This window comes from Arcobacter acticola (genome assembly GCF_013177675.1).
Classification (GTDB): Bacteria; Campylobacterota; Campylobacteria; order Campylobacterales; family Arcobacteraceae; genus Aliarcobacter; species Aliarcobacter acticola.
Genome location: NZ_CP042652.1, coordinates 826,452 through 850,469, shown reverse-complemented (window position 1 = coordinate 850,469; position 24,018 = coordinate 826,452). Strand labels below are relative to the sequence as shown.

Here is a 24,018-nt window from a genome sequence, read left to right as displayed (position 1 = left end):
CTACAATGACTAACACAAGTGAAATTATAATTGGCTCACTATCATATATCTGGCATCTAATCCCAATAATTATTTTTATAATATTATTAAAAAGATTCATTTCCACAAGAGATAATAAAAAACGAAAAAGGCAAAATGAAGAAAATGAAAAAAATGGCCTAACATTAGAATTACGTACAATAAAAAGATACGAAGACCTAGGATATAAAGTAGTTTCAAATAAAATACAAAATGAAAACATAGATATGATTTGCTATAAAGATGATAAAACAATCTTAGTAAAATGTAAAAATAGTTTTGATTCAAAATCAATTAAAGAAGAAGATATAGTGGCATTTTATGATGATGCAATCAAGTACATCAATGCAAATAATATAAAAGAAAAAAATGCAGTTTTTAGATATGCAGTACCATATAAAGATATTTTTCATAAATCTGCAATCAAAATATTAGACGATGATTATTATAACTGCAAGTATATTCTTGTTTAAAAATTTCCTATATTACTTATCTTAATAATTTATAACTTTTATCAATTAATTTCGACACAAATTACAGCAATAATAAACAATATACTTAGCACTAATAAACTATTTATATAGCAATAAAAAAGAAGATTTAATTTATAAAAAACTCTACAATTCTAAATATTTTTATTAAATCTAAAAGGCAAATAAAATGAAAAAAATTTCTAAAGTACTTATTGCAAACCGTGGAGAAATCGCTCTTAGAATTATAAGAGCATGTAAAGAACTTGAGATAAATAGTGTTGCTATTTTCTCTGAAGTTGATGTTGAGGGTATTTGGGTTAGAAAAGCGGATGAATGTTATCCAATTATGGGAGATCCAATTAAAGCCTATTTAGATTATAGTGTAATTATTTCAATTGCAAAAAAAGCTGGATGTGATGCTATTCACCCAGGTTATGGATTTTTAAGTGAAAATGCTGATTTTGCACAAGCATGTCAAGATAATGGAATCATATTTATTGGTCCAAAACCTGAGCATATTGAACTTTTTGGTGATAAAATGGCTTCAAAAGTAGCTATGAAAAAAGTTGGAGTTCCAGTTCTTGAAGGAACTAATGAACCTGTTAAAGATATTCATGAAGGTGAAAAAATAGCTAGAGAAATTGGGTTTCCAGTTATCATCAAAGCTGCATTTGGTGGCGGTGGAAGAGGAATGAGAATTGTAAAACTTGAAAAAGATTTCAAAGATATGTATGAAAGTGCAACAAATGAATCTATGAAATATTTTGGTAGAGATGAAGTTTTCATTGAAAAATATGTTGAAAATCCAAGACATATAGAAATTCAAATTATTGCGGATAAGTATGGAAATGTTCTTCACTTAGGAGAAAGAGATTGTTCTATTCAAAGAAGACATCAAAAAGTTATTGAAATAGCTCCAAGTCCAAGACTTAATAATGAAACAAGAAAAGAGCTTTATAGAATTGCAACAAAAGCTATGTTCAAATTAGGATATGAAAGTGTTGGAACTGTTGAGTTTTTAGTTGATGAGCAAAATAATATTTACTTTATTGAAATGAATACAAGAGTTCAAGTTGAGCATCCTGTAACTGAAACTATCACAGGTGTTGATATTATTCAAAGAATGATAGAAATAGCTGAAGGTGATAAATTACAATTCTTACAAGAAGAAGTACAATTTAGAGGTTATGCAATTGAGTTTAGAATAAATGCTGAAAATCCACAAAAAAACTTTATGCCAGGAACTGGAACAGTTAGCAAATACTTAACGCCAGGTGGTCCAGGTGTTAGAATAGATACAAGTATTTATTCAGGATATAAAGTTCCTGCAAACTATGACTCAATGATTGGAAAACTAATCGTTTGGTCTTTAACTTGGGAAGGTGCTGTTAAAAAAGCGAAAAGAGCTTTAGATGAGTTTTATATCGAAGGTTTCCCTACAAATATTCCTCTTCATAGAGAAATAGTAAGAGATGCTGATTTTATAGCTGGAACTTTTAATACTAGTTATTTAGATAAAAAAATGGACATATTTAAATTACATAGTGAAGATAATATGAAAAAAGAAGAAGAAAAAATAGCTAATATTGTTAAACTTATGGAAACTATTAATAATAATAAAATAAAAGTAAAACACTAAATAGTTTCTACGTAAAAATTTATCTTATTTTCATATTTTAAAGTGTATTATTTATAATATACAAAATATGAAAATAAGTTGTGGTAAGTTTATATTACTAACAACAAAAAGTTTAATAAATGAGAAACAAAGAAGAACCAAAATCAAAAATATTTCCATATTTACTAATGATATCAATTATTGTAATCTTAGCAATAGTATATATCTTCTTTTCAGATAGAAAAGGTTTTAATATAACATTATCTCCTCAAGAAAAAAGCTCTCCTGCAACACCATCTCAATTAAAATGGCATGATAATTTTAAAGGAATTGATAATATGAAATAATTAGGACTTATACTGCTTTTTTTGATAGAATAGTAAGTATTATTCCTATAAATATAACTACAGTTGATATTAAAAGAGTTGTTGTTAAAACTTCATTTAGAAATATAACACTTATAAAAATAGCAATCAATGGTATAAATAACTGAATAATTCCAGCTGTTATAAACTGCATTTTAGGCAATGCTTCATACCATAAAACATAACCAATAGCAGAGGTTAAACTTCCTGATATAAATGCTAGAAATAAACCTTTTTCATCAAAAAAAGTATTTTGGGGAGAAAATAAAATATAAAATAATCCTACAAATACAACTGCCTTTCTAAAGTTATCCATAGTGTTATATAAAGAACTAGTAGATTTTTTCCCAAGAACTGTATAAATAGCCCATGCCACACCAGCAATTATCATCAAAAAAGCATGATATAAAGATACTTCAAATGATTCTTTTGGATATAAAAGATAAATCAAACCAAATAAAGCAATACTCATTCCTAATATTTTTTGTAAATTTATTTTTTCTTTATGAAATAGTGAAAATACAAGCATTACAATCTGAACCACTGCAAATAAAAGAAGAGTTCCCAGTCCAGCTTCCATATTTAAAAAAGAGTAGGAAAAGCTTATTGCATATAAAAAAAGCATAAAAGAACTAAGCCAATTTGATTTTAAATTCACTGATATATTTTTTGTTTGATATGCATAAATTAAAACAAGTGTTACTGCACCAAAAAATAGTCTAAAAAATGTAAAAGAAAATGCATCGATATGATTATTACCTAATGCTAATTTCCCAAAAATAGAGTTAAATCCCAAAAAGAATAATGATAAAAGTATTATAAAAATCAGTTTGTAATTTGTTGCGTAATTCATTTTATACTATATCATAAAAATTTCTTTTCTGATGTAATGAAAAGCTTAAAAAGATTGTTGAAAAAGATACTAAATAACTAGTATCTTTTTCAAATGTTTTAGTTAGAAATTTATTTTACTAAATCTCTTTTTTTGAAGAGAATTTTTGTTTTATTCTTAAAACACCATAGAAAAACAATGGAATAAATAAAACTCCAATAATCATAGCAGCTGCCATTCCACCAACAACTGTTGTACCAATGATATGTCTACTTGCACTTCCTGCACCTGAACTTAAAGCAAGTGGTAATGTACCTGCAATAAATGCTAATGAAGTCATAATAATAGGTCTAAATCTTAATTTAGCAGCTTCAATAGTAGCTTCAAGAAGTGGCATTCCATCTCTTAATTTATCCATTGCAAACTCAACAATTAAAATTGCATTTTTAGCACTTAAACCAACAAGGGTAATTAAACCAACTTGGAAATAAATATCAGCTTCTAATCCTCTTAAATAAACAGATAACGCCGCACCAAAGATTCCAAAAGGAATAGAAATAATAACAGCTAATGGAATACTCCAGCTCTCATAAAGAGCAGCAAGAATTAGAAATACAAAGATAGCTGCATAAACTGCTGTATAATTACCTTCTGATGATAATTTTTTCTCTTGATATGTTGTTCCTGACCAAGCTATTGTATACCCTTCAGGTAATACAGATTTTGCAATTTCTTCAATTGCAGTTGTTGCATCACTTGAAGCAAATCCAGCACCTGGAGTTCCTGTAACTTGAGCAGAGTTAAACATATTAAATCTTTGAATAACACTAGCTCCAACATCTCTTTTAATTGTTACTAATTCACTAACTGGAATTAAATTTCCTAAATCAGATTTCACAAAGATATTTTTGAAATTATCTTTTGTAGATCTAAATTCTGATTCAGATTGAATATTTACATGGAAAGTTCTACCATAAAGATTGAAATCATTTATATATCCTTTTCCAAAACTATTTTGAATTACTGCATAAACAGAGCTTATATCAACACTCATTGATTTTGCTTTTTCTTTATTTACTGTTAGCATATATTTAGGAACATTAGCATTTAATGTTGTTCTTACAGCCATTAATCTTTTATCTTGTGCAGCTTTTGCAACGATTTCTTGAGTGTATGCACTTAATGCTTGAATATCTCCACCTGTTCTATCTTGAATCCACATCTCAAATCCGCCTGTTGTACTCATACCCATAATTGGAGGAGGATTAACAGGAATTACAAAGGCATCTTTATTTGTCATCATAAATTGACCCATAAGTTTCCCTGCAATTACTTTAGAATTTTGTTCTGCAAGTGGTCTTTCATCCCAAGGTTTTAATAAGGCAAACATTAATGCAGCATCAGTTTTATAAGCAAATGTGGCAATATCTAAACCTGTAATTGCTCCAACTGATTTTACATTTGGATTTGCTAATAAATCTTTTCTAATTTCATCTGTTACTTTTAAAGATTCACCCAAAGAAGTTGATGGCATCATATATGTTAATACCATTAATACACCTTTATCTTCAGTTGGTACTAAACCTGTTGGTGTTATTTTCATAATTGCATATGTTGAATAAATTATAAAAGCAAATATAGCAAGTGAAAAGAACCATAATCTAATAGTTTGTTTAGTAATACCTATAAATACTGTTGTTAACCAGTCAAAGAAAGCATTAAATTTTCTGATTGGCCAAATTGGCTCACTTTCATGCTCTTTTAAGAAAATAGCACAAAGTGCAGGTGTCAAAGTAAGCGCAACTAATCCTGAGATTAAAACAGCAATTACAATAGTAATGGCAAACTGTTTATACATCACCCCACTAAATCCACCTGTTAGTGCAGCTGGAATAAATACAGCCGAAAGTACAAGAATAATAGCAACAAGTGGAGTTGTTAACTCTTTCATAGCTTCTATTGTTGCATCTTTAACGCTGATTTTTTTAGTTCTTAAAACCCTTTCAACATTTTCAATTACAATAATTGCATCATCAACTACCAATCCAATAGCCAAAATCATACCAAAAAGTGTAAGTAAATTTATAGAAAATCCTGCAATATAAAGTCCAGCAAATGTACCAATTACAGAAACAGGAATCGCAAGAACTGGAATAATCGTTGCTCTAAAATTACCTAAGAAAAGATAAATTAAAATGATTACAAAAAGAATTGCTTCAAAAAGTGTTTTTACAACTTCTTTGATTGATTCTTGTACAAATAGTGTTGCATCATATGGAACTCTATACTCTATATCTTCAGGAAAATTTTTTGATACTTCTTTTAAAGTTGCATCAAGTGCTGCTGATACTTCAAGGGCATTTGCTCCTGGAGCTAAGAAGATACCTACTGGAATCATTGGCTCACTATTAAATTTACCAATAGTATTAAGTGAATCAGAACCTAATTTAACCTCAGCAACATCTTTTAATTTTAATGTAGATCCATCTTTATTTGAACGAACTATAATATTTTCAAATGCTTCTACATTTTTTAATCTTCCTTCTGTACTAATTGAATATGTAAAAGGTTGAATAACATTTAAAGGTTCAGCACCAACTGATCCTGTTGAGTATTGATTGTTTTGACTATTAACAACACTTGTAATATCTTCAGATGTTAAATTATAAAATGCAAGTTTTTCAGGATTAACCCAAATTCTAATCGCATAATCTTTTGCACCAAAAACTGTAGCATCACCAATACCTTTAATTCTTTTAATATCATCAATAACATTTACTGTTAAATAATTTGAAATATATGTAGTATCATGAACTGCATTTTTAGATGTAAAAGCAATAACTTTTAACATATCAGGAGATTTCTCTTTTACAGAAATTCCTTGTCTTTGTACCTCTTCAGGTAAACTACTAAGTGCTAGTTGAACTCTATTGTTTACGTCTACTTTTGCTTGTGCAACATCAGTTCCAACATTAAAGATAACACTTAAAGAAAGTATTCCACTAGGGGATGCAGTTGATGTCATATAAGTCATATTATCAACACCATTAATTGCATTTTCTAAAGTTGTGGCAACAGTTGATGATAATGTTGTTGCATCTGCACCTGGATATGTTGCTACCACATTAATTTGTGGAGGCGTAACCGATGGATATTCTTTAATAGGTAATATATTTAAAGAAATAATTCCTGCTAATATAATAATAACAGAGACTACTGTTGAAAAAATAGGTCTATTAATAAAAAATTTTGAAAACATTTATTTTTCCTTATTTATTAATTATTTTATCAATAGCTACAGCACTACCTGGTTTAATTCTAAAGAAATTATTTACTATTACTTTATCTCCACTTTGTAAAGGACCACCTGCTACTATAAATTTATCACCACTTTCATTTCCAACCATAACAGGTTTAACAGTAGCAACTCCATCTTTCTCAACAAAAACAATTGTTCCTAAAGGATTTTGTAATAAAGCTTTTTGAGGAATAGTAATAACATTTTTTTGTTCAATTCCATTTAGTGTTACTCTTGCAAAACTTCCTGGCATTAATGAGTAATCTTTATTTTCAACTATTGCTCTCATTTTTACTGTTGATGTATTTTGATCTATATTTACATCAATAAAATCTACAAAACCACTTTGTTTATTTACTTGTCCATTTACATTGATTTCAACTTGTATTTTTCCATTTTCAGGCATTTTCCATAAACCATTTTTAATATTCTCATAATCACTTAAAGGCATAGAGAAATCTATATAAACTTTATCATTTTGTGAAATTGTAACAAGTTCCATTGGAGGAGTAGCAGTTACTAAGTTACCTAAATCAATAGTTTTAAGCCCTGTAATTCCAGATATAGGAGCTTTTACCTTTGTATAATCTAAATCAATTTTTGCTTGATTTAGTTGTGCTTTTGACATAGCTAAAGAAGCTAATGCATTTTGATAAGCAGATAAGGTACTATCTCTTTGCTCTGTTGTTACTGCATTAGTGTTATATAATTTTTGAATTCTTTCCCAACTTCTTGTTGCATTATTTAGTGTTGCTTCATTCATTTTAACAGAAGCATTTGCAGCATCTAATTTTGCTTGATATAATGCATCTTCTATTTTAAATAAAACATCACCTTTATTTACAACTTTTCCTTCTTCAAAATATTTTTCTTCTAAGACCCCAAGAATTCTTGAGTAAACTTTTGCTTGTTTAAAAGAATTTATTTGTGCTGGATATTTTAAGTCTATTGCAATATTTGTTGCTTCAGGTACAATATAAACATCTGCTTTTGTTGCAGGTTTAGCATCAGCTGCAGGTTTTGCTGTTGCTGGTGCATCTGCTGCATATGTATTTGTCACAGCCCCAAATACAAGTGCTGTTGTTATTAATAATTTCTTTATATTTCTCATTTTACAAACTCCTCTAATTTTTCACCACTATAATAAATAATATTTGCTTTTTTTAACTCTAAATCATTAATTGCAACTTTTAGTGCACTTTGAGCACTGTATTTATCAGTTAATGCAGCTAAGTATGAAACATTATCAATTAGTCCAGCTTCATATTTTGCTTTTATTGTTTTATATGCACTGTTTGCTGCATTTAATCCAGCTTGTGCAGATTCAATTTTTAGTTTTCCGATTTCATAAGCTCTATTTGCTAGTTTTAAATCAACATCAGCTTTATTTTTTTCATATTCAAATTCAGATTTTAAAGCTAAGTATTTTTTAAAAGCAGCTTCATATGCTTTATTTGTAGTATCAAAATCAAAAATATCCCAAGATAAATTTATTGAAGCTACATTTCTATTATAATCATCAGTTGCATAACTTGAATCATTGTATTCTAATTCATTATGCGTATATGTATTATTCAATGTTACTTTTGGTAGTTTCCCACTTTTTGTAGCGTTTGCAGTTGATTTTAATGCTGCTAATTGATACTCAATCGCTTTTAAATCAGCTCTTAATTTATTTTCTTTTGAATCATATTCAGTAATTGTTGAACCGCTTTGAATATTAACTGATTGTCCAACTACATACTCTAAATTATGGTTTATTGTTTCTATATTTAATTCTATTTCATGTAGTGCAACTTTTGATATTTGAATATTTGATATTATTTTTTGAACTTCATCATCTGTTACAGTTCCTGCATCAAGAAACTTTTTTAATCTACTATATTGAGCTTCAAGTTGTTCTATCTCTTGTAATTTAACCTCTTTTTGAGCCACAAATGATAAATAATTATAATAATAATTTGTAACTTGTATTGCAATTTGATTTTTCAAATCTTCTAAGCTTTCACTACCACTTTTAATAGAAGATTCATAAGAATCATATGTATTACCTTTTTTTCCACCATCATACAAAGTATAAGCAACACTTCCATTTACACTTACAGAATTTTCTGGGTAAGAATATTCTTCATATGAATCATTACTATAACCTGCCCCTACACTAAATTTTGGCATGTAAGAATTTTTTACACTTTCATAACTATCTTTTGTACTTTCTATTGTAATTTTAGATGAGTCAATCATTTTATTATTTTTAGATAACTCTATTAATTGTGTTAAGTTTTCACCAAAAAGAGCGAAAGGTACAATTAAAAGAATTGAAATACTTTTTAACATTTTATATCCTTTATATTTTTACTATTAATTTATGAACTATTTTATGAACTACTGGTGCAATTACAAATATAATTGGAAAAGCACAAGCAAATGCTTTTATAAAAGCTTCTAACCAAATTAAGACAAATCCATCAACAAAATCTAAATTTATATACGTAATTATAAAACTCATTATAAAGCTCATAATTAAACTCATAAAAAAAGCGAAGACTATTTTTTCATATTTCTTATGTATCATTTTTTAATCTCTATTAACTTAAAAATCGTACTGATAAATTTCTCAAAATCTTCATTTGCATTAAAAACACTTTGAGTCATTTTTCTTAATGCTAAACCTTTTTGATAAGTTAGAATTCCATTTACTAAACCTAAAGATTCAGCTTTTAATTCACCCTCTTCAACTCCATGTGCGAATATTTTTAAAAGTTCTCCTTCAAAAAATTCATTTTTATTACAGTTGAATTCTTTCATAGCTGCATTATCTTCAGATAAAACAATAGATAAAAACTCTTTATATCCGTTAAAATGCTTTTGGTTTTCTTCATCATCACTCAAAACCATTCTAAAAAATAATGCAATTTTCTCTTTTGTTGTTTTAACTTTTTGTATTTGTTCTAATAACTCTTTATTGTGTTTCTCTATATGAATATTTATTATTTCAAAAATTATGTCTTCTTTATTTTCAAAATACTCATATATTGTTCCTTTTCCAATATCTGCTGTTTTTGCTACTTCAGCAACCGTAAGTTTTTTCATTCCTACTTCGTGAATCAAATCTGAACACTTTAAAGCTATTTCTCTTCTTTTTTCATCTTTGTTTACTTTTCGAGGACTCATCATACTCCTTTACTAAAAATTATATCAATATTTTTACTCTTGACCGACCGTCAGTCAATATTTGAGATTATATATAACTATTACTTAATTAAGATTTAAACTGACCGTCAGTCAAGTATGATTTTATAAGAAATTCTAGTGATAAAACTATTAATTATTTTGTGATAGAATAAATAAAAAGGATTTATTATGAAAAAAATTTTATTAGCTTCTCTTTTATCAATTTCTTTAGCATCAAGTTTAAGTGCATATGAATTAAATGGAAACTTAGGTGTAAAATGGACTGGATTTAAAACTATAAAAAAAGTTCCTGTTTCTGGTACTTTTAACAGTATTAAACTAGATATAAAATCATCAGAAAATCTATCTGATTTCCTAAAAAGCTCAAATGTTGTTATTCAAACAAATTCTATAGAATCAAAAGATACTGTAAGAAATAATAACATGACTTCAACTTTATTTGCACTTGCAAGTGCCGAAGTTATTGAAGGAAATATTTCAGATGTAAATGAAGATGAAAAAACTTTGATTTTAAATGTAACTATGAATGAAGTAACAAATCCTGTTAGAATGGATTATACAATTGAAAATGGAAAGATAGTAGCAAGTGGTGGAATTGATATTTTAGATTTTTCTATGCAAAAATCATACTTGGCTTTTGCAAAAAAATGTGCAGATTTACATGAAAATAAATCATTTTCAGAAGTGGATATAGAATTTACAATTCCATATAAATAAGATAAGCTTTATAGCTTATCTTATGAAGAACAAGAAAGTTTCATATTAGAAAACTTCATAGGTGTAACTTGGGCATACCTTTCAAATTTAATATGCTCATCAAATGGATTTTGTGCAATTTTTAATAAATCAACAACTCCACTATAATCTCCTTCATGGGCTTTTTCAATAGCTTCTTGAATAATATAGTTTTTTAAAATATATTTTGGATTTACTTTTTTCATAATTTCACTTCTTGTTTCAAAGCTTGTATCTTGCTCTTCACAAACTTTTTCATAAGATTCAAACCATTTTCTAAGTGGCTCTTGAAAAACTGCAATATCTAAAATAGAAGATAAATCATCAAAAGATTTGAGATTAGTTAATCTATAAAAAAACACATTGTAATCCATTTTTGAAGCTTCTAAACTTCCAAGTAATTCAAGAATCAAATGTAAATTTGAATTTCCACTTTTAGTGGCATCCAAACCTATTCTTTTATTCATCATTTTTAAATATACATTTTCATGTTGAGGCAAGAAAGTATTTAGATATGACATTAGTTTATTCTCATCACAAATTCCTTTTAAGGTATCTGCTAAAACCATCAGATTCCATCTTGCCACATAAGGTTGATTGTTATAAGAATATCTTCCTTCACCATCTGTGTGATTACATATTGCATTTTTTTCAAAATAATCCATAAATGCATAAGGGCCATAATCTATTGTAAGTCCAGCCATTGAGAAGTTATCTGTATTCATAACTCCATGTTGAAAACCATAGGTTTGCCATAAAGCTAATAATTCTGCTGTTTTATCAACTAAAGAATAAAACATTTTTTCATATTTATCCTCTTCATTTTCCAAGTGTGGATATGATTGTTTTATTACATAATCTGCCAGTTGAAATATTGCTTGTTTATTTTTTGTTCTTGCAAAAAACTCAAAAGTTCCAACTCTAATCCAAGAAGGAGACATTCTCATTACAATTGAGCAAGACTCTTCTTCCCAATCTCTATGAGCAAAAGTATCTGAATCAATAATTGCCAAAGCTCTAGTTGTTGGAATCCCTAAACCATGCATAGCTTCACTCATAAGATATTCTCTTATACTTGAACGTAAAACCGCTCTTCCATCACCACTTCTTGAATATCTTGTAAGTCCTGAACCTTTTGTTTGTAAATGCCAATTATTCACAGCACCCAAATTAATAGCTCTTCCATCACCTAGTTGTGGAACAAAATATCCAAACTGATGTCCAGCATAAACCATACTATAAGGAACGCTTCCTTCTAATACATTACTTCCATTTATAAAGTTAATAAAATCCTGTGTCTCACATTCTTTATAATCTAATCCTATTAAATCACATGCTTCTTTGTTAAATGATACTAACTTAGGATTTTTAAGTGGTGTAGGTTTTAATTTTTGATAGAATTTTTCATCAAACTCGAAGTAATCAACATCAAGTTTTATTTGGTCTAATTTCATAATTTTCTCTTTTAATAATATTTGTTTGTATATGCAAGAAGCTTACCAAAAGAGAACATAAAAGAGGATAAAATCTATCTTGTTTAAAAAAAGTGATTATTTGCTTTTAAATAAAAAATGCTAAAATATGAAATAAAATAATATAAGAAAAAGTTATAGAAATGTCATTATTTTCATTTTCAAATAATAAAGAAGAAAAAGCCCAATTAAATGCCATAGATGAACACTTTGCCGTTATTTCTTTTTCACCTGAGGGAATCATACTTGAAGCAAATCAGAATTTTTTAAATACCCTTGGTTATACAGAAAATGAAGTTTTAGGAAAGCATCATAAAATATTTTGTGATGCTAAACTTGTAAATAGTAAAGAATATTCAGATTTTTGGCATGAACTAAAAAAAGGTACTGCTCAAACATCAGAATTTAAAAGAATAAAAAAAGATGGCCACTCTATTTTTATTCAAGCATCTTACACTCCAATAAAAGATAATTCTGGAAAAGTTTATAAAATAATAAAATTTGCACAAGATGTAACTGCTAAAAAATTAGAAGATTTATATTTTAAAGGACAAATTCAAGCTATTGGTAAATCTCAAGCTATTATTGAGTTTGATATGAATGGAATTATTTTAAATGCAAATGAAAACTTTTTAAAGGCCATTGATTATTCTCTTGATGAAATCAAAGGAAAACACCATAGTATATTTTGTGAAGAATCTTATAAAAATTCAAATGAATATAAAGATTTTTGGGAAAAATTAAATAATGCAGAATTTCAAAGTGGTGAATTCCTAAGAATTGGTAAAGATGGCAAAAAGGTATATATTCAAGCAACATATAATCCGATTATTGATATTGATAATAAACCTTTCAAAGTTGTAAAATATGCTACTGAAATTACTGCAAGAAAAAATACAATGTTCTCTATTCAAAAGAATATAGAAAAATTAAACAAATCACTAAATCATCTATCAGGGGCATCAAACTCTATGTCAATAGATGCTGAAAATAGTATGAAGGGTTCACAAGAAGTTAGTGTTTCTATTGAACAAATGGATCAAGCAGTTAATGATCTTTCAGAAAAAATTGAAATCATGCTTTCATCAATCACTAGTATTGCCAATGCAGCTGCTAATGGAGAAAAAATTGCCTTAGGTGCAAAAGAGCAATCAAAAAGTACATCAAGTGATATTATAAAATTAAATCAAGAATCTTCTAAAATAGGAGAGACGATAAATCTTATTACGCAAATTGCATTTCAAACAAATATTTTATCACTAAATGCAGCCGTTGAAGCAGCAACGGCAGGTGAAGCTGGACGTGGATTTGCAGTAGTTGCAGCAGAAGTGCGAAATCTAGCAACTAGATCAAATGAAGCTGCAAAAGAGATTACTAGTGCTATTGAGTCTATTCAAACACTAGTTAAAAACTCTCTTAAATCTATAAATAGTGTTGATAGTACAATTGAAGAGATAAGCTTAATGTCTTCAAATATTTCAAAATCTATTTTAGAGCAAAAAACAATATCAAATCAACTTGCAAGTACAGCTTTACAGACAAGTAAAGGATTAAATGAAATTTCTAATTCAATGATAAATGTTTCCCAAAGTGCACAAAATACAAGAGATGAAGCAATAGAAACAAAAAATGCCTCTGAAGAGTTAATTACTGTTTCAACAGAACTTATTTCAACACTAAAAGCACTCAATTAATTGAGTGCTTAAAATATTAGTAAATATTGGTATTTTAGATTCACTTTCTTCAATTTTTTTATAAAAAATCATATTCTTCCCCTTAAATCACTAATATAATAGAAATTCAACCATAAGCTAAGCCTTTATACAATAAACTGCCACACTAGATAAAGGGAATAGATATATGACTACAAATTTACAATCTATCAAACCAGATAGACCTAATATTATAACTTCAAAAATTGATGCTATAAGTTTTTACCGAAAAATGGATACCGAATCAGTTGTTAACCAAATGATTGCTGGAAAAAATGTGCTAGTTGAGGAGTACTATAGTAACGGATTACAAGTTTTAGCTGAGCTAAAAAAGAATCTTTTACTTAGATTTCCAGACAAAAGTTTTCAAGGGCAAAGAGCTTATCGTTCTGCCTTTAGAGAAGCTTCACATAGATTATTTATAAAAGTAATAGATAATAAACTAGCTGTTAAAAAAGCTCCAGATATTGCTTGGTTAAAACTACTATATCCTGAAGTTTCAGAATTTTATATCTCTTACCCTGAAGTTCAAGGTATGAACAGTTCATGGCAATGGCATGAAAAAGGTCTTGAAATTAAGACTTTAAATATAAATATTCATCCTTATTATGGAACATATTTTCCAACAAGATTTGATCACTTAAAATTATTTGACAAATGGTTAAAAAAATATGATGGACCTAAAGATAATGCTATTGATATTGGTGTTGGAAGCGGTATTTTAACATATCAATTAATTCAAAATGGTTTTGAGAATGTTTATGCAACAGATACAAATAAAAATGCAATTATTGGTGTTTATCAAGAAAGTAGAAAATTAAATTTTCAAAAGAAAATAACCCTAAATCATTGTGATTTATTTGGAAATTTTGATAGAAAAGTAGATGTAATTGTTTTTAATCCACCATGGTTACTTGCAAAGCATGACTTAGAAGAAGGTATAGATAAAGCTATGTATTATGAAGAAGACCTATTTCCAAGGTTCTTTGAAAAAGCTAAAAAATATCTAAAAGAAGATGGGAAATTAGTTTTAATTTTCTCAAATCTTGCCCAAGAAGTGGACAAAGAAAGTACTCATCCAATAATTGAAGAGTTACAAAAAAACAATCGTTTTAGAAAAGATTTACACCTAAGACGAGAAGTTAGAGCATCTTCAAGAAGAACTCAAAGAACAGATTCAAGGGAAACTGAAAAAGTTGAATTATGGGTTTTAGCACATAAAAAAGAGAAGTGATTTTTAAAAGCATGAAAAGGTAATACTTAATTATTTTATAATTAAGTATTACCTTTTATAATGGAATGATTAATTTAAATTCAGCTCCAAAATATTTATTATTCTCATAGGTAAATTCAACATTGGCAACTTGGATTTCACCTTTCATATGTTTAGTTATAATTTCATTTACTATATATAATCCAATTCCTGTTCCATTTTTATCTTCTTTAGTAGTAAAATATGACTCAAATATTTTTTCGATAATATCTTCAGGAATTCCCCCTGCACTATCTTTAATTGATATTATTAAGTTTTTATTATCTTCTGACATATTTGCACATAAAAAGATTAATCTTTGTGTATCTACATTTAATAAGGCATCTTTAGCATTACCTAAAATATTTATAAGTATTTGGATTAAATCATTTTCGTATGTAGTAATAGAAATATTATCAATATCTTGAATAACTTTTATATCTTTATTTTTAAATCCAGAAGAGATTAGTTTTAAAGATTTACCAATTGATTCTTTCATATTAAAAGTTGTTTTAAATCTTTTTGGCTTGAAAAAATCTCTAAAATCATCAATAGTAGTTGATAAATGTTTTGTTGCATTTATGATTGAATTTAAAGCTTCCATAGAAAACTCTTTTGTTAACATATCCATTTCTAGTTGTAGTTTCATTCCTGTTGAAGAAGTACTGATTAAACTTAATGGCTGTTTCCATTGATGAACTATGATAGCTATCATTTCACCCATTGCTGCTAGTTTTGATTGTTGAACAAGAAGATTCTCTTTCATTTTACTATCTGTTATATCAAGAATTGAAGCTAGTAAATATTTTATTTTATTGTTTTGTTTATATGCACTTAGAGTTAAAATTGTTTCAACTATTTCCCCATCTTTATTTACAAATCTTTTTTCAACTTGATAATTATTAATTTTGCCACTAAGTACATCATTAAATAAACCTATATCTTTCTCTATATCTTCTTCATAGCTTATTTTATCCCAAGTAGTTTCAAATAACTCTTCTTTGCTATAACCCAAGATATTTAATATCTCATTATTAACTTGTAACCAAGCTTTTTGTGGTGTTGTAATAGCTAATCCAATATTACCAAAGTTAAAAAGATTTTCAAATTGTTCTTGAAATTCAATTCTTTGAGTAATATCTAAAACTATTCCTGAAATAGAAGAAATACCTTCAATATCAATAATATTCTCATAGATTTCTAGCCAAATAGAAGTACCATCTTTTTTAACACCTTTTATTATATGGTGAGAAGACTTATTATCTATTGAAAATTTATCATCAATCTTTTTTTCTACATTAGTAGAATCATTTCTTTTGATAATATCAATTGGTTTAAGAATAGTTAAAATTTCTTCTTCACCATATCCAAATATTTCACAAAAATGTTTATTTACAAATAAAAAATTATTCTCATGATAGGTATAAATACCAGCTAAAGATTGATTAACTAAAGTTTTATATTTTTTCTTACTTAATGATAAATCATTATTAAGCTTTTCAAGTTGATTAGTTTTTATTTGAAGTAGTTTTTTACTTTGAATTATTAATAAAATAATTAATAGTAATACAAAGTATAAGCCAATACCAAAAAGTGTTAACATTAAAGGTTTGGCATATGAAAAACTATTTTCAAACTCTTTATTAGAATAAAAATTTACATACCAAATTTTATCATTTATTTTGATTTCATTTTTAGAAGTATATTTAGAATTCAAGTTAGTTTCCGTAAAAGATTTAAATAATAAATTTTCTTCTAGTTGTTTTTTATTATCAAATATCTCAAAATCTAAAATAGTTTCTTTTAATACAATATTTTGCATCAAATCACCCATTCTAAAAACACCACTAACAAAACTTACAATAGAATCTTTTCTATCTTCAATTGAATTTATACTATTTTTTTTGTATACAGGAAGATACATTAATATTCCAGCTTGAACATCACTATCGATTTCTTGACGTAATATTACCTTATCACTTAATGAAGGCATTCCGCTATCTCTTGCTGAATCTAAAACAGCTCTTCGTGTTGCTTCTGAATAAAGATCATAACCTATTGCTTTTATATTTCTATTATTCATAGGTTCAATATATTGAACAGGTACATATATTTCTCTTTCTTTAGATAATAAAAGGTTATAATTTGGATTATGTATTTGTATTTCTTTAACAAAAGAAGGAATATCTGCAGTTTTAAGAACAGGGGAATATCCAATTCCTTGGAAACCTGGATAGTTATTTTCTAAATCCAAAGAGCTAATAAAATCATGCCAAATTTGACTTGTTATTTTATCATTTGCATTAACTAAGGCAACTCCACTTATTAAGGCATACTTATAATTAGAAATTCTTTGCTGCATATTATCAATGTTTTCATTAACTCTATGTTCAAATAATTCTTTTGTTAAATTATCATAGTATCTTAAAGAAAAAAACCAAAATAATAATGAGATAAATACGGAAATAATGAAAATTAATAGGAAAGCTATTTTATAGCTGAAATATTTAGCAAATAAATTACTTTTAAACATAAAGATCCTTTTACATTTAACATTTAACATTTAACATTATACTAAAAACTTGAAATTATTTATTAATTAATCATTGCATTTTATCATCAATTAAATCTTTTGATTTTTTCAATTTTTTAAAATATTGGAACTAGTTTATAACCTTGTGTTTGCCAACCAATTAATGATATAAAACCATCAGCTATAACATTCATCTCTTTTGGAATAGTGCTATTATCTACATTAAAAACCTTTGTAGCAACGGCACAAACTTCCATTCTTACACCTAAACTTGCAAGAGTTTTTATAGATTTTTGAATTGATATTAAATCTTCTTCATTTTCCATTTCAAATGCTTCATCTGGTTTTGTACTTAAATATTTTACTGTTTCACCAATAAAAACTAAAACCATATCTGGTTTTACACCTTGAGAAACAAAACCTTTGTGTGTTCCTTCAATAATATTTAAATAAAAAGCGGTTTTTTTTACATTTGTAAAATCAATTAAAAAAACACTTTTTGCTTCTTTTATACCATTTAATGCAGCTTTATCATTTATTTCATTTGCATTTACATAAGTAAAACTTATTATAAATATAAATAATATCCTTACTATAGTCCCTATTTTAAGCATCTTATAACCTTTTTTGTAGATTTATACTATTATAAGTTTTATAATTTTTAATTAATATTAAATTATAATTATTTATTATAAATTAGGAAATTAGTTACCAAACTTCTCATCAATTAAATTTTTTACACAATGTTCAATCATCTCAAAAACTTTATCAAAACCTTCAAAACCATCGAAAAAATATGGATCAGGAACATCCTCTCCATTAAATCCAAAATCACCAAGTTTTAGTGGATTTTTACATCCTAGATTTTTTAGATTTGAAATATTACTATCATCAAGTCCAATAATTAAATCAAAATTTTTAAAGTCAGACTTTTTAACTTGTTGAGCTTTTTGCTTTGAAATATCAACGCCGTTTAACGAAGCCACTTTTATTGAATTTTCACATGGAGCCTCACCAATATGCCAAGAACCTGTTCCTGCACTTTGTACTACTAGCTCAATATTTTTTTCTTTTATATATTGTTCTGCAATTCCTTGAGCCAATGGAGATCTGCATATATTTCCAAGGCAGACAAATAAAATCGATTTTACTTCCATATTTAAAATTCATTCCCTTCTATACTATTATATGAATAAGTTTTTATTTCTCTATCTTCTACTATATATGAAACCTCAATAGGTCTGCAACACACTTCACAATCTTCAACAATAGTTGCTGGCTCGTAAATTCCTGTATCTAAAGGAATTGATATAGCTTGTAAACAATATGGACACTGTATATGTATTTCTTCCATTTTTCATCCTTTTTATTTAAAATTATAATATCATCTTTGATTGTTTAAAAGCCTAAAATATGATACTATTTCAAAAAATTTCTAAAGGATAAATTATAGCTACTTGTAAAAATTGCAAAAATGAAATAGAAGCAAAAAAAAGACAGTGCCCATACTGCGGGATTTTAAATCCAACAGTAAGCCTAAAAGATGTTTTTGTAGGTATGGCGATTGTTATATTTGTTATGAGTATTGTTACTTATTTTGTAAATAACTAAATTTTATCTTCTAATAAGAGCATAAATAAATCCAATAGCAAGCCCTATAAAGTGAGCATACCAAGCAATTGGAAGTCCAATTAATAGCGGTGCAACTGAGATTAGTAAAACCCAAGTTATAATGCCACTTCTTTGAGCTTTATCATAATATGCCACATATCCTAATAGTGCACAAATAGCACCTGATGCACCAACTAAGTTTACACTATTGTCTAAATAAAATATATATGCAAAAGATAAAAGAGAAGTTGCTATTCCACTTATTAAATAAAGAAGAACTATCTCTTTTTTCCCTCTTCCTCTTTCAATTAAATTCCCAAACTGCCAAAGTACAAACATATTCATACCTAAGTGAGCAATTCCTCCATGTGCAAACATAGATGAAAGTGGCTGCCACCAAAAATCATAAATTAAAAAATATAAATTTAAACCAAATAATAAACCACCTTGAGATGTATTTATTTGAATAATATACATTACAACAGTAATAAATATAAGTATATTTGTAACTGTAAGATCTTTTTTACTAAAGTTTTTTAACATTGTTTCTATACGCCTTTATTGTACAATCTATTCTTTTATCTATTTCATTTTTATCATATAAATTAAAATCTATATAAAATTTGAAGATTTCTTTTTGTTCTGCTTTAAAAGTTGTAAGAATGCTTCCAGAACAAAATTTACAATCTTTTTGTTTTTTATTTGGATCTTTTCTATCATATTCTATTATTTCATAATCAATTTGTAAAAATTTATTTATATTAGTTTTTTCTTCTTTTTCAATTGCTTTTATATAAAAATTATCTACTTCAAATAAAGAAATAAAATCTTCTATTATAGAATCTGAATATGTAGCTTTTTTGTATTGTCCATTTAATCTGTAAAAACCTTTATCCAAAGCTTTTTGTGATTCATTTAGTAGTTTTTGATTATAAACTTTTGAAGTTGAGAATACTTCTTTTTCACAAGAAAGTGTAATAACTTTGTCTTTTAAATTATCATTTTTATAATCATCATTAGAAATATATTTTGAATATAAAATAATAGTAATAGCAATCATCACGATAGAGGCTAATGTAAAAAAATTATTTACAATTATACTCTCTTGTCGTGAACTTTTTTTCATATCATAAAACCAATGCTTCTTTTAAAACATCTTCTATAACATCAACTGCTTTTATTTCCATAGCATCTTTTACTTCTTGAGGAATATCATCTAAATCTCGCTCAAAGTTCTTTCTAGGAACTAATGCTTTTTTCATTTTAGCTTTATAAGCTGCAATTAGTTTTTCTTTTAATCCACCAATTGGTAAAACCTTACCAGAAAGTGTAAGCTCACCTGTCATTGCAACATCAGCTTTTATAGCTTTTTCACTTAAAATTGAAGCAATTGTTAAAGCCATAGTAATACCAGCACTTGGTCCATCTTTTGGAGTTGCACCTTCTGGAATATGTAAGTGAATATCAAATCTTTTATATATTTCACTTGGGTCTACTATGATTTTTTCTTCAACTTCTTTTGCTGATTTTGGAATAATCTCATTTTCAATTAATAAAGCACCCTTATCAATAAGTACTTTTACAACAGAATAAGAAATTCGTGATGATTCTTTCATAACTTCACCTAAGTTTCCAGTAACAGTTAAACTGCCTTTTCCTTTTAACTTAATAGCTTCTATTTTCAGAACATCTCCACCAACTGAAGTCCAAGCAAGACCATTTGCGATTCCTACAAAATCTTTTTTATCAGCTGGGTCTATTTCAAATATTGGATTATCTAAGAACGATTTTATATTTTTTGTATTAATAATAACTTTTGTTAAAGTTTCATCATTTAAAATTTGTTTAACACATTTTCTAAATAGTTTTGAGAAAACTCGTCTTAGATTTCTAACCCCTGCTTCTCTTGTATACTTAGCAATGATTAATTCTATAGTTGTTTTATTTAAAGAAACTTCAGTTTTTTTAAGACCATGTTTTTCTAACTCTTGAGGTATTAAATAATCTTTTGCAATATGATATTTTTCATTTGGAGTATATGAAGAAATTTCAATAAATTCCATTCTATCTCTTAATGGTGCTGGAATTCTTCTAGCATCATTTGCAGTTGATACAAAAATAACTTGAGATAAATCTACTGGGAAATTTAAATATAAATCCCTAAATTCATGGTTTTGTTCAGGATCTAAGATTTCTAACATAACAGCAGTTGGATCACCTCTGTGATTTGCTCCTAGTTTATCAATCTCATCTAAAACCATAACTGGATTCATTTTTTTAGCATCAATAATACCTTTTATTAAACGTCCAGGCATTGCTCCAACATAAGTTCTTCTATGTCCTCTTAACTCATTTACATCTTCCATTCCACCAAGAGCAACTCTTATAAGTGGTCTTTGTAATGCTTTTGAAATAGAGTTTGCAAGTGAAGTTTTACCAACACCTGGAGGTCCTACAAAACATAGAACTGTACCTTTTGATTTTAAATCTTCAATATTTCTTTGCTCTAAAAGTTGTTTAACTGCAAAATATTCAGAAATTCTTTCTTTTGCTTTTTCAAGAGAATAATGGTCTTTATTTAATTGATCTTCAACATTTTTTACAGAAATTTTTTCATTAGCATATTCACCAAAAGGAATATCTAAAACTTGCTCTACATAAGTTTGTAAAAGTGAAGCATCAGGAGAATCAGGATTCATTCTTCCTAATTTTTCAATTTGTTTTTTAGTCTCTTTATAACCCTCTTTTGGCATAAACTCTTTTTTAGCTTTTAATCTTTTTTTATAAGATTTAATCTCTTCATCTTTTTTATTATCACTACCAAGTTCTTTTTGAATAGCTTTTATTTGCTCTTTTAAGAAGTAATCTTTATGAGTTTTTTCTATTTTTGAGTTTACTTTTTGAGTGATTTCTTTTTGTATTTTAAAAGATTCAATCTCTTTTTTAATTACTTCAATAATATCAAGTAGTCTTTGTTCTACATTTGTTTGAGAAAAAAGTTTGTAAGCCTCTTCTTTTTTCACTTTTAAAACAGATGAAATTAAATCAGCAATTCTTGTTGGGTCATCATTTTCTTCAATAGTTTTAACTAAATCTGCTGGAAACTTGATATTTAATCTTGATAGTTTTTTTACATTTTCAATCAATACTTCAATAACAGATTTTATACTTTGCTCATTTGATTCTTCATTTTTTAGAATATCCACATGTGCAAATAAAGAATTATCATCAGAAAAATCTGAAATTCTTCCTTTTACTAATCCTTGAAAAAGTACTTTTATTTTACCATCAGGTAAAGATACTTTTCTCATAATATTTCCAACAACTCCAACATCAAAGAAAGAGTTGTGCTCTCGTTTTCCTTCTTTTCCATGTTTTGAAACAGCAACTACAACTAATTTGTTGTTCTCAATTGCGTATTCAACAGCTTTAATATTTTGCTCATTACTTAAAAAAAGTGGAGCAATCATAAAAGGATATAAAAATATATCGTCTTCTATTATTAAAGGTATAGTTTGTGGAAATTCATCATAATTTTCTAATTCCATTTTAATTAACTCCTAAAAAATTGTTCATATTTATAAAAATATTAATTTATATTTACTCGAAAATTGATCTATAAAATGGTACTTTTACAGCTTCGATTTCACTTGGTGCAATCCAAGATTCTTTTACTTTTTCTTCATAGAAAGCAACTGCTAATTCTTTATCTTTTCTTTTGTAAAGATCAGCTATTTCTTGATTTATAGATGCTTTTGCCATTTCTAATCTTGCGTTTATTGTATCAACTAAAGGCATATATGGTGAATTTGTGTATTTAACTTTAAAATCTTGGATTTGTACTAAAGTATCATCAATTAGTTGTTGATCTCTAAATTGATATTTAAATCCTAGAAAGTTTGCTTTTATTTTTAAGTATCTTGCATAATCTATATCTTTACTTAAACTAAATCTTTTAATATATTCATCTAAATAAAAGTTTGCAAGAGCATACTCTTCTTCGTCAATATGAGCATTAATTAAAATTAACATTGCACTTGGAATAAAAGGTGAATTTCTATGTTCACTTTCTAAAGATGTATACGTATCATCTGCTTCATCCAAATCATTTGATCCAATTTGTTTCATCATTTTGTTATACCAATAAACTGCTGGTTTGTTGTATTCTTCTTCTGATTTAGAAGAACAAGCTGTGAATACAAAAGCCGCACAAGCTATTAATAATATATTTTTCAACCTAAAGCTTTTCATCATTTCAATATCCTTTATCATAAAAGTGATATTCTATCTAATACTTGCTTATTTTTTTGGTAGTTTGTTTTATATAAGTTCACAAGCGAACAAAAAATAAATATAAATTAAATATTCTAAGAAATAATCTTCATACTCTATTATCCCCACATTAAAGAAAGCAAAATAGACGGTATAGTTTTTGTATAACAAAAATATAAACACAAAGGAATCACATGGTTTGTAAATTTCAAGAGATAAACGATTTTTTCAATAAGTACTCACAACTTTTAGAAAATATTAAAGAAGAAGAGTTAAAAGAGTTGTTAGAAACATTTCCCCATGCATGTAAATTTGTAAAAACGCTTGATGAGGATAATGTAAATTGTGATAATTTAGAAGAAGTATCACAAAAAACACTAGAGTTACTTAATAACGCCTATGATCATGAATATACAAAAGATGATATTTTAAATTTTGCTACTGCTGTATGCAAAATGTTTGATATTGTAGGCGCTCCTAAATACCATGTTCCGTTTATTTTAGTTATGTTGGCCAAACTCTGATAATTATCATTGGATTCTTTATTTCATAAATAAATACTACAAAATAGGTATTAGTTCCTAATAGTAGCTTAGGAATTATCTGCTATAATAATTCAAAATAATCAAAAA

General features: G+C 27.1%; 22 protein-coding genes. 7 read left to right on the top strand and 15 right to left on the bottom strand.

All coding sequences use genetic code 11. From position 1 onward, the window contains the following. The first annotated feature begins 5 nt into the window (after positions 1-5). From AACT_RS04390 to AACT_RS04380, 3 genes are all read left to right on the top strand, one after another. Positions 6-491, top strand: coding sequence for a hypothetical protein (locus AACT_RS04390; RefSeq protein ID WP_172125318.1), 486 nt, complete (start codon positions 6-8; stop codon positions 489-491). Positions 492-678: 187 nt separating this feature from the next. Further along, the gene (locus AACT_RS04385) at positions 679-2,130 is read left to right on the top strand and encodes an acetyl-CoA carboxylase biotin carboxylase subunit (RefSeq protein ID WP_172125316.1); all 1,452 of its coding nucleotides are present in this window, start codon (positions 679-681) and stop codon (positions 2,128-2,130) included. A 119-nt stretch (positions 2,131-2,249) separates the two neighbouring features. Continuing rightward, positions 2,250-2,456, top strand: coding sequence for a hypothetical protein (locus tag AACT_RS04380; protein ID WP_172125314.1), 207 nt, complete (start codon positions 2,250-2,252; stop codon positions 2,454-2,456). A gap of 7 nt (positions 2,457-2,463) precedes the next feature. Here AACT_RS04380 and AACT_RS04375 read toward each other — a convergent pair whose 3' ends face one another. The 6 genes from AACT_RS04375 to AACT_RS04350 form a co-directional block, all read right to left on the bottom strand. Then, positions 2,464-3,327 carry a DMT family transporter gene (locus AACT_RS04375; RefSeq protein WP_172125312.1) on the bottom strand — a complete coding sequence of 288 codons (864 nt, stop codon included), beginning with the start codon at positions 3,325-3,327 and terminating at the stop codon, positions 2,464-2,466. A gap of 118 nt (positions 3,328-3,445) precedes the next feature. Beyond that, positions 3,446-6,565 carry an efflux RND transporter permease subunit gene (locus AACT_RS04370; protein WP_172125310.1) on the bottom strand — a complete coding sequence of 1,040 codons (3,120 nt, stop codon included), beginning with the start codon at positions 6,563-6,565 and terminating at the stop codon, positions 3,446-3,448. A gap of 10 nt (positions 6,566-6,575) precedes the next feature. Further along, positions 6,576-7,715, bottom strand: a complete 1,140-nt coding sequence (locus tag AACT_RS04365; protein ID WP_172125308.1) for an efflux RND transporter periplasmic adaptor subunit — start codon at positions 7,713-7,715, stop codon at positions 6,576-6,578. Then, positions 7,712-8,941 (bottom strand): TolC family protein, encoded by a 1,230-nt coding sequence (locus AACT_RS04360; RefSeq protein ID WP_172125306.1) that lies wholly within the window; start codon positions 8,939-8,941, stop codon positions 7,712-7,714. The genes AACT_RS04365 and AACT_RS04360 overlap by 4 nt, the downstream gene beginning before the upstream one ends. Before the next feature lie 10 nt (positions 8,942-8,951). Beyond that, positions 8,952-9,179 (bottom strand): DUF2798 domain-containing protein, encoded by a 228-nt coding sequence (locus tag AACT_RS04355; RefSeq protein WP_172125304.1) that lies wholly within the window; start codon positions 9,177-9,179, stop codon positions 8,952-8,954. Beyond that, on the bottom strand, positions 9,176-9,778 hold the full coding sequence (locus tag AACT_RS04350; RefSeq protein WP_172125302.1) for a TetR/AcrR family transcriptional regulator: 603 nt from the start codon (positions 9,776-9,778) through the stop codon (positions 9,176-9,178). The genes AACT_RS04355 and AACT_RS04350 overlap by 4 nt, the downstream gene beginning before the upstream one ends. A gap of 189 nt (positions 9,779-9,967) precedes the next feature. Here AACT_RS04350 and AACT_RS04345 point away from each other — a divergent pair, with 189 nt between their 5' ends. Next, positions 9,968-10,516 (top strand): YceI family protein, encoded by a 549-nt coding sequence (locus tag AACT_RS04345; protein ID WP_172125300.1) that lies wholly within the window; start codon positions 9,968-9,970, stop codon positions 10,514-10,516. Positions 10,517-10,536: 20 nt separating this feature from the next. Here the strand turns inward: AACT_RS04345 and AACT_RS04340 are convergent, their stop codons facing one another. Beyond that, positions 10,537-11,988, bottom strand: a complete 1,452-nt coding sequence (locus AACT_RS04340; RefSeq protein ID WP_172125298.1) for a protein adenylyltransferase SelO — start codon at positions 11,986-11,988, stop codon at positions 10,537-10,539. Positions 11,989-12,149: 161 nt separating this feature from the next. Here AACT_RS04340 and AACT_RS04335 point away from each other — a divergent pair, with 161 nt between their 5' ends. Both AACT_RS04335 and AACT_RS04330 read left to right on the top strand, forming a co-directional pair. Next, positions 12,150-13,700, top strand: coding sequence for a methyl-accepting chemotaxis protein (locus tag AACT_RS04335; RefSeq protein WP_172125296.1), 1,551 nt, complete (start codon positions 12,150-12,152; stop codon positions 13,698-13,700). Positions 13,701-13,866: 166 nt separating this feature from the next. Further along, positions 13,867-14,952 carry a methyltransferase gene (locus AACT_RS04330; protein ID WP_172125294.1) on the top strand — a complete coding sequence of 362 codons (1,086 nt, stop codon included), beginning with the start codon at positions 13,867-13,869 and terminating at the stop codon, positions 14,950-14,952. A gap of 55 nt (positions 14,953-15,007) precedes the next feature. Here AACT_RS04330 and AACT_RS04325 read toward each other — a convergent pair whose 3' ends face one another. The 8 genes from AACT_RS04325 to AACT_RS04290 all read right to left on the bottom strand — a co-directional run bounded on the left by AACT_RS04325 (position 15,008) and on the right by AACT_RS04290 (position 23,368). Next, positions 15,008-17,503, bottom strand: coding sequence for a CHASE domain-containing protein (locus AACT_RS04325; RefSeq protein ID WP_172125292.1), 2,496 nt, complete (start codon positions 17,501-17,503; stop codon positions 15,008-15,010). A 116-nt stretch (positions 17,504-17,619) separates the two neighbouring features. Beyond that, entirely contained in the window at positions 17,620-18,117 is a 498-nt protein-coding gene (locus AACT_RS04320) for a DsrE family protein (protein ID WP_172125290.1), read from the bottom strand. A gap of 90 nt (positions 18,118-18,207) precedes the next feature. Then, a complete protein-coding gene (locus AACT_RS04315; protein WP_172125288.1) occupies positions 18,208-18,660 on the bottom strand; it encodes a low molecular weight protein-tyrosine-phosphatase in 453 nt (150 codons plus the stop codon). A 2-nt stretch (positions 18,661-18,662) separates the two neighbouring features. Continuing rightward, positions 18,663-18,857: a zinc ribbon domain-containing protein gene (locus tag AACT_RS04310; RefSeq protein ID WP_172125286.1), complete on the bottom strand. Its 195-nt coding sequence runs from the start codon at positions 18,855-18,857 to the stop codon at positions 18,663-18,665. A gap of 260 nt (positions 18,858-19,117) precedes the next feature. After that, a complete protein-coding gene (locus tag AACT_RS04305) occupies positions 19,118-19,657 on the bottom strand; it encodes a rhomboid family intramembrane serine protease (RefSeq protein ID WP_172125284.1) in 540 nt (179 codons plus the stop codon). Next, on the bottom strand, positions 19,641-20,240 hold the full coding sequence (locus tag AACT_RS04300) for a hypothetical protein (protein ID WP_172125282.1): 600 nt from the start codon (positions 20,238-20,240) through the stop codon (positions 19,641-19,643). The genes AACT_RS04305 and AACT_RS04300 overlap by 17 nt, the downstream gene beginning before the upstream one ends. Position 20,241: 1 nt before the next feature. Further along, a complete protein-coding gene (gene lon / locus AACT_RS04295) occupies positions 20,242-22,662 on the bottom strand; it encodes an endopeptidase La (protein ID WP_172125280.1) in 2,421 nt (806 codons plus the stop codon). Positions 22,663-22,714: 52 nt separating this feature from the next. Beyond that, positions 22,715-23,368: an outer membrane protein assembly factor BamD gene (locus AACT_RS04290; protein WP_172125278.1), complete on the bottom strand. Its 654-nt coding sequence runs from the start codon at positions 23,366-23,368 to the stop codon at positions 22,715-22,717. Positions 23,369-23,580: 212 nt separating this feature from the next. Here AACT_RS04290 and AACT_RS04285 point away from each other — a divergent pair, with 212 nt between their 5' ends. Beyond that, positions 23,581-23,910, top strand: a complete 330-nt coding sequence (locus tag AACT_RS04285; RefSeq protein ID WP_172125276.1) for a hypothetical protein — start codon at positions 23,581-23,583, stop codon at positions 23,908-23,910. Positions 23,911-24,018: the final 108 nt, after the last annotated feature.